This is a genomic window from Limnohabitans sp. JirII-31 (genome assembly GCF_002778315.1).
Taxonomy (GTDB): Bacteria; Pseudomonadota; Gammaproteobacteria; order Burkholderiales; family Burkholderiaceae_C; genus Limnohabitans.
In genome coordinates, this window is sequence record NZ_NESA01000005.1 from 38,955 (window position 1) to 52,465 (window position 13,511).

Here is a 13,511-nt window from a genome sequence, read left to right on the forward strand (position 1 = left end):
ATGTGCGCACAGGCGCGTGTGCATGCGCGCACGCGCGAGAAGCGCAAATTGTAGTGGTGAGTTTTCTAAGGACCTTTGAAATGAGCAAAACCCTCGTGATCGCCGAAAAACCTTCGGTCGCGCAAGACATCGTGCGCGCACTCACGCCTGTGGCGGGGAAGTTCGAAAAGCACGACGATCACTTTGAAAGCGACACCTATGTGGTGTCCAGCGCTGTGGGCCACTTGGTCGAAATCCAAGCGCCCGAAGAGTTTGACGTCAAGCGCGGCAAATGGAGCTTTGCCCACCTGCCTGTCATTCCACCCTACTTTGATTTAAAGCCGGTCGAGAAAACCAAAAGCCGCTTGAACGCGGTGGTCAAGTTAGCCAAACGCAAAGACGTGACCGCCTTGATCAACGCCTGTGACGCGGGCCGTGAAGGCGAATTGATCTTTCGCTTGATCGAGCAATACGCCGGTGGCAAAAAGCCGCTGGACAAACCCGTCAAACGCTTGTGGTTGCAATCGATGACACCACAAGCCATTCGCGATGGCTTTGACTCACTGCGCTCTGAAAAACAAATGCAAGGTCTGGCCGACGCTGCGCGCAGCCGCTCGGAGGCAGACTGGCTGGTGGGCATCAACGGTACCCGTGCCCTGACCGCGTTCAACTCGCGCGAAGGCGGCTTCTTCTTGACCACGGTAGGCCGCGTGCAGACGCCCACGCTGAGCGTGGTGGTGGAGCGTGAAGAACAAATTCGCAAGTTTGTCAGCCGTGACTATTGGGAAATTCACGGCAGCTTTCAGGTGGCTGCTGGCAGCTATCCTGGCAAATGGTTCAACCCCGAACACAAAAAAGACGCCGACGACGCCGAGAAAAAGCACGACCGTGTGTGGAGCGAAGCCGAAGCCTTGGCGATTGCCGATGCCGTGCGCCACCAGCAAGCCACGGTCACCGAAGAGAGCAAACCCACCACCAAGGCCAGCCCCGGCTTGTTTGACTTGACCTCGCTGCAACGCGAGGCCAACGGCCGCTTTGGCTTCTCCGCCAAAACCACGCTGGCACTGGCGCAAAGCCTGTACGAACGCCACAAGGCCTTGACCTACCCGAGGACCGATTCACGCCACCTGCCTGAAGACTATGTGCCAGTGGTGAAACAAACCTTTGAGATGCTGGCCGACAGCGGCATGAAACACCTGGAGCCACACGCCTTGGTGGCCTTGAACAACAACTACGTGCGCAAACTGCCACGGGTGTTTGACAACAAAAAGGTCAGCGACCACTTTGCCATCATCCCCACCTTGCAAGCCCCCAGCGGCCTGTCTGAAGCCGAACAAAAACTCTACGACATGGTGGTGCGCCGCTTCATGGCGGTGTTCTTCCCCAGCGCCGAGTACATGGTGACCACACGCATCAGCACGGTCAAAGCCGCCGGCATGGACCACCACTTCCGCACCGAAGGCAAGGTCTTGGTCAACGCCGGTTGGATGGCGGTGTACGGCAAAGACGCCGCACAAGAAGCCTCGGACAACGAAGAAGACGGCAAAACCCTGGTGGCCTTGGCCGCAGGCGAGTCGGCCAAGAACGAGCAAGCAGACGCCAAAGGCCTCAAGACCCGCCCACCGGCGCGCTACAGCGAAGCCACCTTGTTGGGCGCCATGGAAGGCGCGGGCAAGCTGGTGGAGGACGACGAATTCCGCGAAGCCATGCAAGAAAAAGGCTTGGGCACACCCGCCACGCGCGCGGCCATCATCGAAGGCTTGATCAACGAGAAATACCTGATCCGTGATGGCCGAGAAATGATTCCGACCGCCAAGGCCTTCCAGCTGTTCACCCTGCTGCGTGGTTTGGGCGTGGAAGAGCTCTCCAAGCCCGAGTTGACCGGCGGCTGGGAACACAAACTGGCGCTGATGGAACACGGCGAACTCAGCCGCGAAGCCTTCATGCGCGAGATTGCGGCCATGACCGAGCACATCGTCAAAAAAGCCAAAGAGTTCGACCGTGACACCATCCCGGGTGACTACGCCACCTTGCAAACTCCCTGCCCCAAGTGCGGCGGTGTGGTGAAAGAAAACTACCGCCGCTATGGTTGCGTGGGCAAAGACGGCGCTTCGGAAGGCTGCGGCTTTTCGATCAGCAAAATTCCAGGCGGCCGCACCTTTGAAGCCGCCGAGGTGGAGCAGTTCATCCGCGACAAAAAGATTGGCCCACTGGACGGTTTCCGCTCCAAAGCAGGTTGGCCGTTCACGGCAGAAATTGCGCTCAAGTACAGCGAAGAAGACCAGAACTGGAAACTCGAATTCGACTTTGGCGACGACAAGAACGCCGAGTCTGGCGAGATCGTGGAGTTTGGTGACAGCGAGACCTTAGGCAACTGCCCCAAGTGCAGCAGCCCTGTCTATGAACACGGCAGCAACTATGTGTGCAGCAAGGCCGTGCCCACGCATGCACAAGCCACACCGAGCTGCGACTTCAAGAGCGGCAAGATCATCTTGCAGCAACCCGTGGCGCGCGAGCAAATGACCAAGCTGCTGAGTGAAGGCAAAACCGACTTGCTCGACAAGTTTGTCTCGATGCGCACACGCCGCGCCTTCAAGGCCTTTTTGCAGTGGGACCCCGAAGCTGGCAAGGTGAACTTCGCCTTCGAACCGCGCACCAGCAAATACCCGGCGCGTGGCGGTAAAACGCCCACCACCAACGCCTTGATCAAAGCCGCTGGCAAGAAAGCCCCCGCCAAAACCACCAAGGGTGCCAAGGCAATCAAGGCCGACAAAGTGGCCAAACCCAAAGCGCCGCGCAAAGTGACCGCCGGCTTTTTGCCCAACGCTGCATTGGCCGCCGTGATTGGCACAGAGGCCGTGGCACGCACCGAGGTGATCAAGAAACTGTGGGACTACATCAAGGCCAACGGCATGCAAGACGCCACCAACAAACGCGCGATCAACGCAGACGCCAAACTCAAAGAAGTGTTTGGCAAAGACCAAGTCACCATGTTTGAACTGGCGGGCATCGTGGGCAAGCACCTGCGTCCCGTGGGCGAATAAGGGTTGAGTCAACGAGTCTGAACGCAATGTCCACCAAGACCCACGCCCCCCTGATCGCCACGCCGCAAAGCATGCACTTTGCCGCGCCACTGGGGCTGCAAAGCGGCGCCAGCTTGCGCGACTACACGCTGGCTTATGAAACCTATGGCACGCTCAACGCTGACAAGTCGAATGCAGTGCTGGTGTGCCACGCCTTGAATGCCTCACACCATGTGGCAGGCGTGTACGAGAACCAAGTCCACAGCGAAGGCTGGTGGGACAACATGATTGGCCCTGGCAAGCCCGTGGACACCGAGCGCTTCTTTGTGATTGGCGTCAACAACCTGGGCTCTTGCTTTGGCTCGACCGGCCCCATGCACACCCACCCCGACACCGGACAGGTGTACGGCGCCGACTTTCCTGTGGTGACAGTGGAAGACTGGGTCAACGCCCAAGCCTTGCTGTTGGATGCATTGGGCATCAGCCAACTGGCCGCCGTGATGGGTGGCAGCTTGGGCGGCATGCAAGCGCTGAGCTGGACGCTGCAACACCCCGAGCGGGTACGTCACGCCGTGGTGGTGGCCAGTGCACCCAATTTAACGGCAGAAAACATCGCCTTCAACGAGGTGGCGCGACGCGCCATCGTGACCGACCCAGACTTTCATGGCGGGCATTTTTACCAGCACGGCGTGGTGCCCAAACGAGGCTTGCGCATTGCACGCATGGTGGGGCACATCACCTACCTGAGCGACGATGTGATGAACGAAAAGTTTGGCCGAGAGCTGCGAAATGCTTTGGCAGGCAGCGCCACCGGCTACCGTTACTCCACACAAGACGTAGAGTTTCAAATTGAAAGCTACCTGCGCTACCAAGGCGACAAGTTCAGCGAGTACTTTGACGCCAACACCTACTTGCTGATCACGCGCGCGCTCGACTACTTTGACCCCGCACGCAGCTACGGCGGTGATTTGTCGGCCGCCTTTGCCCGCACCGCCGCCAAATTTTTGCTGGTGAGTTTCACCACCGACTGGCGCTTCTCGCCCGCACGCAGCCGCGAGATGGTGCGTGCCCTGCTCGACAACCAACGCGATGTGAGTTACGCCGAGATTGACGCGCCCCATGGCCACGATGCGTTTTTGCTGGACGATGCCCGCTACATGAACGTGGTGCGTTCTTACTTTGACCGCATCGCCCAAGAGACCGTGCACGCTGGAGGTGCCGCATGACGCACGACACCCAACTACTCACCTTGCAAGCGATTGCTGCGTTGGTGCCCCATGGCAGCCGGGTGCTCGACCTGGGCTGCGGCGACGGCGCTTTGCTGGCGCATTTGCAGCAACACCGGGGATGCACCGGCTATGGGGTCGAACTCAACGACACCAATGTGCACGCCTGCGTACAACGCGGCGTGAATGTGTTGCAACTCAACCTCGACCAAGGCCTGAGCTTGTTTGGCGACCAGTCGTTTGATGTGGTGCTGCAAATCGACACCTTGCAGCACCTGCGCAACGCCGAAACCATGCTGCGCGAAACCGCACGTGTGGGCCGTTTAGGCATCGTGTCCTTTCCCAACTTTGCGCACTGGCCCAACCGCTTGAGCGTGTTGCAGGGCCGCATGCCCGTGACCAAGCGTCTGCCCTACCAGTGGTACGACACACCCAATATCCGCGTGGGTACGTTTGCCGACTTTGAGGTGCTGGCCACCAAAAACGGCTTGCACCTGCTGGACGCGTTTGGTCTGCAGAACGGCGCGCGCGTGGCGGTGTGGCCCAACTTGCGAGCGGGCACCGCCGTGTTCAAGTTTCAGCGGGGGTGACGCGCACGCGTTCACCACACCGGTTTGTTGATGCGTGTTGCCACGCGAGGAGTGTTTGTATGAATGCCCGAGTTCCCAACGCCGCGCTCAATAGCGCACAAGTGTTGCAATCCGTCACCCAAGCCTGGGACCGCGACATCGTGTCCCAGCTCAGCGACTACATCGCCATTCCCGCCAAGTCACCCGCGTTTGATGCCGAGTGGGCACAACACGGTCACATCGACACCGTGGTGCAACGTGCCGCAGATTGGGTACTGACACAACAGGTGGCAGGCCTGACGCTGGAGATCGTGCGCTTGCCTGGCCGCACGCCGGTGCTGTTCTTTGAGGTGGCGGCCACGCGCGCCAGCCACAGCCAAAGCGAAACCGTGCTGATGTATGGCCACTTGGACAAACAACCCGAGTTCAGCGGTTGGCGCTCCGACCTGGGCCCTTGGACGCCCAAGTACGAAGACGGCAAGCTCTACGGTCGCGGTGGTGCCGACGATGGCTACGCGGTGTACGCCAGCATCGCCGCCATCCAAGCGCTCAAGGCTCAAGGCGCCACCCACCCGCGCATCGTGGGCCTGATTGAAACCTGCGAAGAAAGCGGCTCAGCCGACTTGCTGCCCTATGTGGACGCACTGCGCACGCGGATGGGCAATGTCGGCTTGGTGATGTGCCTTGACAGTGGCGCGGGCAACTACGACCAGCTGTGGCTCACCACCAGCTTGCGCGGCATGGCCAGTGGCGTGTTGAAAGTGGAGGTGCTGAGCGAAGGCGTGCACTCGGGCGACGCGTCGGGCGTGGTGCCGTCGAGTTTTCGCATCATGCGTCAGGTGCTGGACCGGTTAGAAGACAGCGCCACCGGGCGTTTGCTGCCCGCCAGCTTTCATGTGGAGGTGCCGCCCGAGCGCTTGGCCCAAGCACGCGCCACGGCCGCGCTGCTGGGCGACGAGCTGTACCAACGCTTCCCCTGGGCCCACCACGACTGTGGCGGTGCCACGCTGGTCACCCTGCCCATGACCCAAGACCCGCTGCAAGCGCTGTTGCAACGCACCTGGGTACCCACCCTGAGCGTGACCGGCGCCGAAGGCTTGCCCGCCTTCAAAGACGCGGGCAATGTGCTGCGCCCATCCACCGCCTTCAAGCTCAGCCTGCGTTTGCCGCCACTGGTGGATGCTGGGCAAGCGGTGCAAGAACTCAAAGCCCTGCTGGAAGACAACGCGCCCTACCAAGCGCGCGTGACCTTCCACGCCGAAGGCTCAGCCAACGGCTGGAATGCGCCTGACACAGCCTCTTGGTTTGAGCAGGCCTTGAACACGGCCAGCCAAGCGCACTTCGGCGCACCCTGTGGCTACATCGGCCAAGGCGGCACGATCCCGCTGATGAACATGCTCAGCCGCGGTTTCCCCAAGGCGCAAATGATGGTGTGCGGCGTGCTGGGCCCCAAGAGCAACGCCCACGGGCCGAATGAGTTTTTGCATGTGCCCTACGCCAAGAAGCTCACCGCCGCGGTGGCGCAGGTGATGGCGGCTATGCCAGCGTGAGCCGCGCCAACGCCCCCAAGGCTGCCGTCTCGGCGCGCAACACGCGACCTCCCAAGCTCAAAGCCACAAAGCCCTGAGCGCGGGCGGCGGCGTCTTCGGCGTCGCTCAAGCCCCCTTCAGGGCCATTGAGCAGCACCCAGGTGAGGCTTTCGTCTGCCACGCTGTGCTGCGCCAGCAAGGCACCCAAAGGCTGGCTGCTGGGGTGCAAAGACAAGACCGCATGCACCTGTGGTCCCTGCGGTGGCGTCTTGGCAAGGCGGGCTAACCACGCGTCCAAGCGCTCAGGCGCGTCGATCAGCGGCAGGCGGTTGCGCCCACATTGCTCACACGCGCTGGCCGCCACGGCTTGCCAATGCGCGAGTTTTTTGTCGGCACGCTCACCCGTCAAGCGCACGACGCTGCGTTCGGTCATCACGGGGGTGATGCGGGTCACGCCCAGCTCGGTGGCTTTTTCAACCAACCAGTCCATGCGTTCGTTGGCGGGCATGCCGACCACCAGATGGACACGCCGCGTGGCTTCACATTCGGTGGCATGGTGTTCGCCCACACGCACGCGCACATCGCTGCGACCCATGTGTTCCACCTCGGCGGCAAACTCACCCCCTTCGCCATTGAACAAGGTCAAGGCGTGTCCGGGTTGCATGCGCAGCACCTGCACATGGCGTGCGGCGGTGGGAGGTAAATCGAGGGTGGTGCCGCTGGCCAGCGGCATGGGGCAATGAAAGCGCGCCATGCTCACGCGACCCCGCCAGAACGGGGCGTGAGCTTGGGATAGGCCAGGCTGAGCGCAGGTTCGGTGCCTTCGACCTTGTCGATCAAACGCAACAAGGGGGTGAGTTCGCTGTAGCGGCTGGCGGTGGATCGGATGTAACCGATGAATCGCGGCGCGTCGGCCAGGTATTTGGGCTTGCCATCGCGCAAGGTCAGGCGCGCGAAGATGCCTGCCACCTTGAGGTGACGCTGCAAGCCCATCCACTCCACCGCACGCCAGAACTCGCCGAAGTCTTGTGACCAGCCGTCGTGGTCGAGCAAGCCCAGCTTGCGCGCGCGCTCCCAATAGCGGATGGTGACATCGAGCACAAAGTCTTCGTCCCAGCTCAAAAACGCATCGCGCATGAGGCTGGCGATGTCGTAACTCACTGGGCCGTAGACGGCGTCTTGAAAGTCAAGCACGCCCAGCCGTGGCTCGCTGGGGTCGTGCGGCATCATGAGGTTGCGCGGCATGAAGTCGCGATGTACATACACACAGGGTGCCGCCAAGTTGCGCTGCACGATGGTTTGAAAGGTGCGCGCCAGCATGTCACGTTGCTGGGGGTCGAGTTGCACACCACAGTGCTGGGCCAAGTACCAATCGGGAAACAGCGACAACTCGCGTGTCAGCAGCGCCTCGTCATAGGCGGGCAATACGCCTGGACGGCTGGCTTGCTGCCAAGCCAACAAGGCATCGATGGCGCGCATGTACAGCCCATGGTTGGCTTGTGACTGGGTGGGGTCGATGACCTCCATCATGGTCTGCGTGCCCAAGTCATCGAGCAACATGAAGCCTTGCGGCTCGTCCCACGCCAGGATGCGCGGCACCAACAGATGTGCGTCTTGCATCAAGCGCGCCACATGCACAAAGGGCTGGCAGTTTTCTTTGTCGGGCGGCGCATCCATGACGATGCACGAGCCTGCGGAAGTGTCCACCCGAAAGTAGCGCCGAAAGCTGGCGTCAGCCGATGCGGCACGCAGCGTCGTGGGCTGCACGCCATGCACCGCCACTTGGGCGTTGAGCCATTGGGTGAAAGCGGCATGGCGCTCGGGCTGCGACCATTCGATGGTCGCCGAGGTAGAAAGGCCCGAAGGCGCGAGGGTAGGGGGTGTGCTCATGGATAATCCAAATTCTACAAACCAGCTTTGCACACCGTTCTTTGGGGCGTGTGACCAGAGCGTCGCTTTTTGAAAGCTTGTCTCGCGTTCATGTCCTTGCCTGCGTATCCCCGTCTGTCTCGTCTACCTCTTGGGTGGGCACTGGGCTTGCTGGGTGGCGTGATGGGCATAGGGTCAACCGCCCAAGCGCAAGAGTCCAACGGACCAGCGTTGACGCTGCGTCCCAGCAGCACCTTGCAAGAAGTCATTCCAGATGACGTGCGCAAGCAGTCCCCCACCTTCATCCAAAGCGACCATTTGAGCGGTCAGACGGATGTCAAAACCGTGCTGGAAGGCAACGTGATGATTCGTCGCGGCAACATCTTGCTCAAAGCCGACAAGGTGGACTACGACCCGGTGGAAGACTTGGCCCAAGCGCGTGGCAACGTCACCATCAACCGCTCAGGCAATGTCTACCAAGGACCTGCATTAGACATTCACTTGGATGCGTTTGAAGGCTTTTTCACCCAACCGAGTTATCAACTGCTCAAGAACAACGCTTACGGCAAAGCGGAGCGAATTGATTTCATTGACAGCGCACACACAGTGCTGCACAAGGCCGACTTCACCACCTGCCCGCGCAAGCCAGGCCCGAGCTGGATGCCCGACTGGTTTTTCAAAGCCGACAAGATCACGCTGGACACGGACCGCAATGTGGGTATTGCCGAAGGTGCGTCGCTGATCTTCAAAGATGTGCCGATCTTGCCGGTACCCAGCATTGACTTTCCGTTGACCGAAGAACGCAAGTCCGGCTTTTTGCCACCCACCATCGGCGTGGACAACATTGGTGGCCTCGAATACACGCAGCCCTACTATGTGAACCTGGCCCCCAACCGGGATGTGACGTTTTTTCCCACCTACTGGAGCCGCCGTGGGCTGCGCCTGGGCACCGAGTTTCGTTACCTGGAGAGTCAATCGGCAGGTGCGCCGTTTGGTGGGGAAGCACGCATTGATTACATGGAGAAAGACCTGCTGCGCGGCGAGCGTCGCTGGGGTCTGCAATACAAGCACACCGGCTTGATCGACCCGTCATACGCAGGGGGTACGCTGGGCTTGAACCTCAACCTCAACCGCGTGAGTGACGACAACTACTGGAAAGATTTTTCCATGGTCAACAGCTCGGGCGTGCAACGTTTGTTGTCCAGCGACGCAGGCCTGACGTGGACAGACGGCGTTTTCAGCACCAGCTTGCGGGCGCAAAAATGGCAAACTCTGCAAGACGTGGCAGACACCAGCAACCGCATCACGCCACCGTTTGACCGTGTGCCCCAGTTCATCGCCAGGATGCAACGCAGCAATGTGGCGGGGTTTGACTTCAGCGTGCAAGGCGACTTGACCCGCTTTGAATCGAACCGTGACTACGAATGTGCCAACAGCGGCTTGTACAACTGCGCGCCCAACGCCAACCGCAGCGTGGCTTCTCTCCAGTTGAGTCGCCCATTCACCAACGCGCTGGGTTATGTCACGCCCAAAATGCAGGTGAATTCACGCAGCTACCAGTTCGATGGCGGCTTGCCCAACAACAGTTTCTACGACGGCCACGCCGGGCAAACCAGCGCCAGCGTGACCGTGCCCACCTTCAGTCTTGACAGCGGTATGACCTTCGAACGCAAACACCGCTTGTTTGACCGTGCCTGGTTACAAACACTGGAGCCTCGCGCGTTTTACGTCTACACCCCCTACAGAGACCAGAACTATTTGCCCAATTACGACTCAGGCAGCAATTCGTTCAACTTCGCCAGCGTGTTCACAGAAAACGCGTTTGGTGGCTCTGACCGTATCTCTGACAGCAAGTTGTTGACCTTGGGCGCGATCTCACGCTTGATAGACCCTGAGACAGGCGCAGAAGGTGCGCGCTTTGGCTTTGCACAGCGTTTGCGGATGCAAGATCAACGCGTGGTGATTCCCGGAGACTCAACGGCTAAATCGGGCATCAGCGATATCTTGGCCGGTGCCACCCTCAACTTGAGCAGAACCTGGGCGCTGGACTCGACGGTGCAATACAACCCCAAAACTGAAAACTACATACGCCGCATGGTAGGCGGGCGTTACAGCCCAGGCTCATACCGCGTCATCAACGCGGCTTACCGCAGCCAGAACAACGACGACGGTTCGGCGTCTTCACGCCAAATCGATATCGGTTGGCAATGGCCATTGCACGACCTATGGGGTGGCGCGGATGAGTCCTTGGGCGAGGGCCGTGGCTTGGGAGAAGGTCGCTGGTACAGCGTGGCACGCATGAATTACAGCCCTTTGGACAAAAAAGTGGTCGAGTCCATCATTGGCTTCGAATACGATGCAGGCTGCTGGATCAGCCGCGTGGTGGCCGAGCGTTTGCAAGTGACCGACGGTTTGGCTCGCCAACGTTTGCTGTTCCAATTGGAGTTTGTCGGCTTCTCTCGCTTGGGCACCAATGCCTTGGGCTCGTTGCGCACCAATGTGCCACGCTACCAACCCCTGCGTCAAAATTCGATGACGCCTAGCCGTTTTGGCAATTACGATTGATGGTGACCATGTCTTTTTCAATGCTTCGCTCTGCACTCAGGTTGCCCCTGGTCTTGCTGGTTGTCTTTGCAGCCACTGTGACGACCCATGCACAAACATCTCCACAAACAGCGTTGGCAGGGCGTGATTTCATCGTTGCCGTGGTTGACGCGTTACCCATTACCAACCACGACGTTCAATTGCGCGCAGAACAGTTGCGTCAGCAGCTCTCACAGCAAGGCCGTTCGATCCCACCAACCAGCAGCTTGCTGCGCGAAGCCTTGGAAGGCTTGATCAACGAAAAAGCGTTGTTGCAATTCGCCAAGGAAACGGGCGTCGAAGCAGAGGCCGTCCCCACCGAACCACTCACGGGAACGCCCGCGAACTCGGCACGAGAGCGTCAAGATCAACGTGACCAACTCACGCTGCGACGACTGACTGAGCGCAACGTGCCTGCACGCATCAAAATCAGCGATCTTGAAATTGAGCAAGCGCTTCGGGACCGCCAAGGTTCGCAAGTCAACACCACCGCCGAGATTGAGCTCGGTCACATTTTGATTGCGGTGCCAGAAAACGCCAGCGAAGCACACGTGTCCTTGTTGCAAGCCAAAGCACAGAGCACCTTGTCGCGCCTCAAGCGAGGTGACAGCTTTGCAGTAGTGGCCAAGGAAGTCTCTGACGGCGCGGACCGAGACAAGGGGGGCTTGATGGGCTTGCGTCCCGCCGACCGTTACCCCACGTTGTTTGTCGAAGCCACCCAAGGCTTGTCTGTGGGTGAACTGAGCCCCGTGGTGCGATCGGGTGCTGGCTTTCACATTCTCAAGCTGGTGAACAAGCGCAGCAACAACACCATGACGGTCACCGAAACACGTGTGCGTCATATTTTGCTGCGCCCCAGTAGCCAACTGAGCCAAACCGCGGCGCGCGCGCAACTGGCTGAGAGCCGTCGCCAAATCGACGCCGGTAAAGCAGACTTCGCCAAGGTGGCACAGGAAATATCTCAAGATGCCAGCGCCGCCAATGGCGGCGATCTGGGCTGGGTGGGTCCTGGCATGTTTGTGCCTGAGTTTGAACAGGTGATGAACAAGTTGACCGTGGGCCAGTTGTCTGACCCCGTCATTTCTCGCTTTGGCGTTCACTTGATTCAGGTGTTGGCGCGTCGTGACGCCGCGTTGAGTGAACGCGAAATGCGCGACATTGTGCGCAACAGTCTGCGGGAGAAGAAATACGACGAAACGCTCCAACTGTGGGTGCAAGAGGTGCGTGGGCGCGCTTATGTGGAATACCGCGATTCCCCGCAATAAATTGGATCTGCGTTGAAACACATTGCCCGCAAACGCTTCGGCCAACACTTTTTGACCGATGGGGCCATCATCGATGGCATCGTCGACGCCATCGCACCCCAGCCAGGTGAGCCCATGGTTGAAATTGGCCCGGGCCTGGCCGCTCTCACGCAACCTTTGGTGGAGCGCTTGGGCCACCTGCACGTCATTGAGCTAGACCGTGATTTGGCGGTTCGCCTGCGTGCGCATGGTCAATTGACGGTGATTGAATCTGACGTGCTACGGGTGGATTTCACAGCCCTGGCACAAACGCTGAATGTGCCGCGTCTGCGCGTGGTGGGGAACTTGCCCTACAACATTTCGTCGCCCATCTTGTTTCATCTGCTGGACCATGTGGCCGTCATCCAAGACCAGCACTTCATGTTGCAAAAAGAGGTGATCGACCGCATGGTCGCAAAACCATCCACCAGCGACTACGGACGATTGAGCGTGATGTTGCAGTGGCGCTACGCCATGGAAAACGTGTTGTTCGTTCCCCCAGCGTCGTTTGACCCACCACCACGGGTAGACAGCGCAGTGGTGCGCATGGTGCCTTTTGCTGAGCCTCCTACCTTGGACCTGCGTTTACTTGAAAGCATGGTCCAAGTCGCCTTCAGCCAGCGGCGTAAATTGCTGCGCCATACCTTGGGGCGCTGGCTAGAAGCACGTGGTTTTGGCGGGCATTTTGACGTGCAACGCCGCGCCGAAGAAGTGCCTGTCGCCGAATACGTGGCGCTGGTTCAATCTTTATAAAGATCGTTTAAATCACAGACCCAACCAACAGCAAAAAGCCCGTCAATGACGGGCTTTTGGTTTGGATACGGGTGTTGGGAAAGATTAAGCGGCCGTCAACCAGTAACCGGCATTGAAGGGGCTGCTCATACGCAAGGCCATGGGCGAGACATCGACCAGCTTGTCGGTTGGCATCTTCTCGCCTTCTTCCAGACCTTCCACGCCTTCGACATCCGCAGCACCAGCGACTTTTTCAGCCGATGGTGCACGTGCCACCGAGAAAGAATAGAAGCAACGGAATGGGACTTTGCGATCTGCCCAGTAATCTGAGGCTTCGCGGAAGATGTCCAACAGCTGCTCACGGGCTTCTTTGTCGAACTTGGCATGAGCAGGGATGTGCTCCAACACCAAGATAAAACCTGGCTGAGGACCTGATTTGTGCAAGGGGTCGGTCATACCGTCGTACAAAGAATCGAAATTCTTGCTGGCTTGGGCAGGGAAGGTGAACTCTTTGGCGATCAAATCCAGAACATCTTGCTTGCTTTGGGTTTGAGCCAAATTGGCATACAAAAAATGGTGTCCGAGTGCTTGTGCAGCATCTTGCAAGTCTTGCACGCGGAATGCGCGAATCGACTGAACAATGTTGGTTTTCACCGTACGAAGTGGCATATCCATCGCCGTCTAGTTCCTGGGGAAGTTGTTTGCATGAATTCGGGTA

At 59.2% G+C, this 13,511-nt stretch carries 9 protein-coding genes and 1 pseudogene; 7 read left to right on the forward strand and 3 right to left on the reverse strand.

Features of this window, described 5'->3' with window-relative positions:
- Positions 1-80: 80 nt before the first annotated feature.
- From B9Z41_RS07955 to B9Z41_RS07970, 4 genes are read left to right on the forward strand one after another with little or no spacing between them, the layout of a single operon-like run.
- Positions 81-3,023, forward strand: a complete 2,943-nt coding sequence (locus tag B9Z41_RS07955) for a DNA topoisomerase III (protein WP_100146531.1) — start codon at positions 81-83, stop codon at positions 3,021-3,023.
- 26 nt (positions 3,024-3,049) lie between these two features.
- Entirely contained in the window at positions 3,050-4,228 is a 1,179-nt protein-coding gene (locus B9Z41_RS07960; RefSeq protein WP_100146532.1) for a homoserine O-acetyltransferase, read from the forward strand.
- Positions 4,225-4,818 (forward strand): methionine biosynthesis protein MetW, encoded by a 594-nt coding sequence (gene metW / locus B9Z41_RS07965; protein ID WP_100146533.1) that lies wholly within the window; start codon positions 4,225-4,227, stop codon positions 4,816-4,818. The genes B9Z41_RS07960 and metW overlap by 4 nt, the downstream gene beginning before the upstream one ends.
- Positions 4,819-4,877: 59 nt before the next feature.
- Positions 4,878-6,347 (forward strand): M20 family metallopeptidase, encoded by a 1,470-nt coding sequence (locus B9Z41_RS07970; protein WP_100146534.1) that lies wholly within the window; start codon positions 4,878-4,880, stop codon positions 6,345-6,347.
- Here B9Z41_RS07970 and B9Z41_RS07975 read toward each other — a convergent pair.
- Entirely contained in the window at positions 6,334-7,080 is a 747-nt protein-coding gene (locus B9Z41_RS07975; RefSeq protein ID WP_100146535.1) for a 16S rRNA (uracil(1498)-N(3))-methyltransferase, read from the reverse strand. The two genes, B9Z41_RS07970 and B9Z41_RS07975, sit on opposite strands and share 14 nt — an antisense overlap.
- Before the next feature lie 2 nt (positions 7,081-7,082).
- Positions 7,083-8,216, reverse strand: a complete 1,134-nt coding sequence (locus B9Z41_RS07980) for an aminoglycoside phosphotransferase family protein (RefSeq protein ID WP_100146536.1) — start codon at positions 8,214-8,216, stop codon at positions 7,083-7,085.
- Positions 8,217-8,306: 90 nt separating this feature from the next.
- On the opposite strand from B9Z41_RS07980, the gene B9Z41_RS07985 reads away from it, so the two are divergent.
- The 3 genes from B9Z41_RS07985 to rsmA are packed head-to-tail and all read left to right on the forward strand — an operon-like array spanning position 8,307 to position 12,814.
- Positions 8,307-10,760 carry an LPS-assembly protein LptD gene (locus B9Z41_RS07985; protein WP_233202588.1) on the forward strand — a complete coding sequence of 818 codons (2,454 nt, stop codon included), beginning with the start codon at positions 8,307-8,309 and terminating at the stop codon, positions 10,758-10,760.
- Positions 10,761-10,768: 8 nt separating this feature from the next.
- Positions 10,769-12,043, forward strand: coding sequence for a peptidylprolyl isomerase (locus B9Z41_RS07990; RefSeq protein ID WP_233202589.1), 1,275 nt, complete (start codon positions 10,769-10,771; stop codon positions 12,041-12,043).
- A 12-nt stretch (positions 12,044-12,055) separates the two neighbouring features.
- Positions 12,056-12,814 carry a 16S rRNA (adenine(1518)-N(6)/adenine(1519)-N(6))-dimethyltransferase RsmA gene (rsmA, locus tag B9Z41_RS07995; protein WP_100146538.1) on the forward strand — a complete coding sequence of 253 codons (759 nt, stop codon included), beginning with the start codon at positions 12,056-12,058 and terminating at the stop codon, positions 12,812-12,814.
- A 258-nt stretch (positions 12,815-13,072) separates the two neighbouring features.
- Here rsmA and B9Z41_RS08000 read toward each other — a convergent pair.
- Positions 13,073-13,468, reverse strand: a pseudogene (locus B9Z41_RS08000) (barstar family protein); the annotation flags it as partial.
- Positions 13,469-13,511: the final 43 nt, after the last annotated feature.

Bases quoted from the DNA above. Each gene is read 5' to 3' on its own strand.
- B9Z41_RS07975 (WP_100146535.1), bottom strand. From the start codon at position 7,080: ATGGCGCGCTTTCATTGCCCCATGCCGCTGGCCAGCGGCACCACCCTC.
- metW (WP_100146533.1), top strand. From the start codon at position 4,225: ATGACGCACGACACCCAACTACTCACCTTGCAAGCGATTGCTGCGTTG.
- B9Z41_RS07990 (WP_233202589.1), top strand. From the start codon at position 10,769: ATGTCTTTTTCAATGCTTCGCTCTGCACTCAGGTTGCCCCTGGTCTTG.
- B9Z41_RS07955 (WP_100146531.1), top strand. From the start codon at position 81: ATGAGCAAAACCCTCGTGATCGCCGAAAAACCTTCGGTCGCGCAAGAC.
- B9Z41_RS07960 (WP_100146532.1), top strand. From the start codon at position 3,050: ATGTCCACCAAGACCCACGCCCCCCTGATCGCCACGCCGCAAAGCATG.
- B9Z41_RS07980 (WP_100146536.1), bottom strand. From the start codon at position 8,216: ATGAGCACACCCCCTACCCTCGCGCCTTCGGGCCTTTCTACCTCGGCG.
- B9Z41_RS07970 (WP_100146534.1), top strand. From the start codon at position 4,878: ATGAATGCCCGAGTTCCCAACGCCGCGCTCAATAGCGCACAAGTGTTG.
- B9Z41_RS07985 (WP_233202588.1), top strand. From the start codon at position 8,307: ATGTCCTTGCCTGCGTATCCCCGTCTGTCTCGTCTACCTCTTGGGTGG.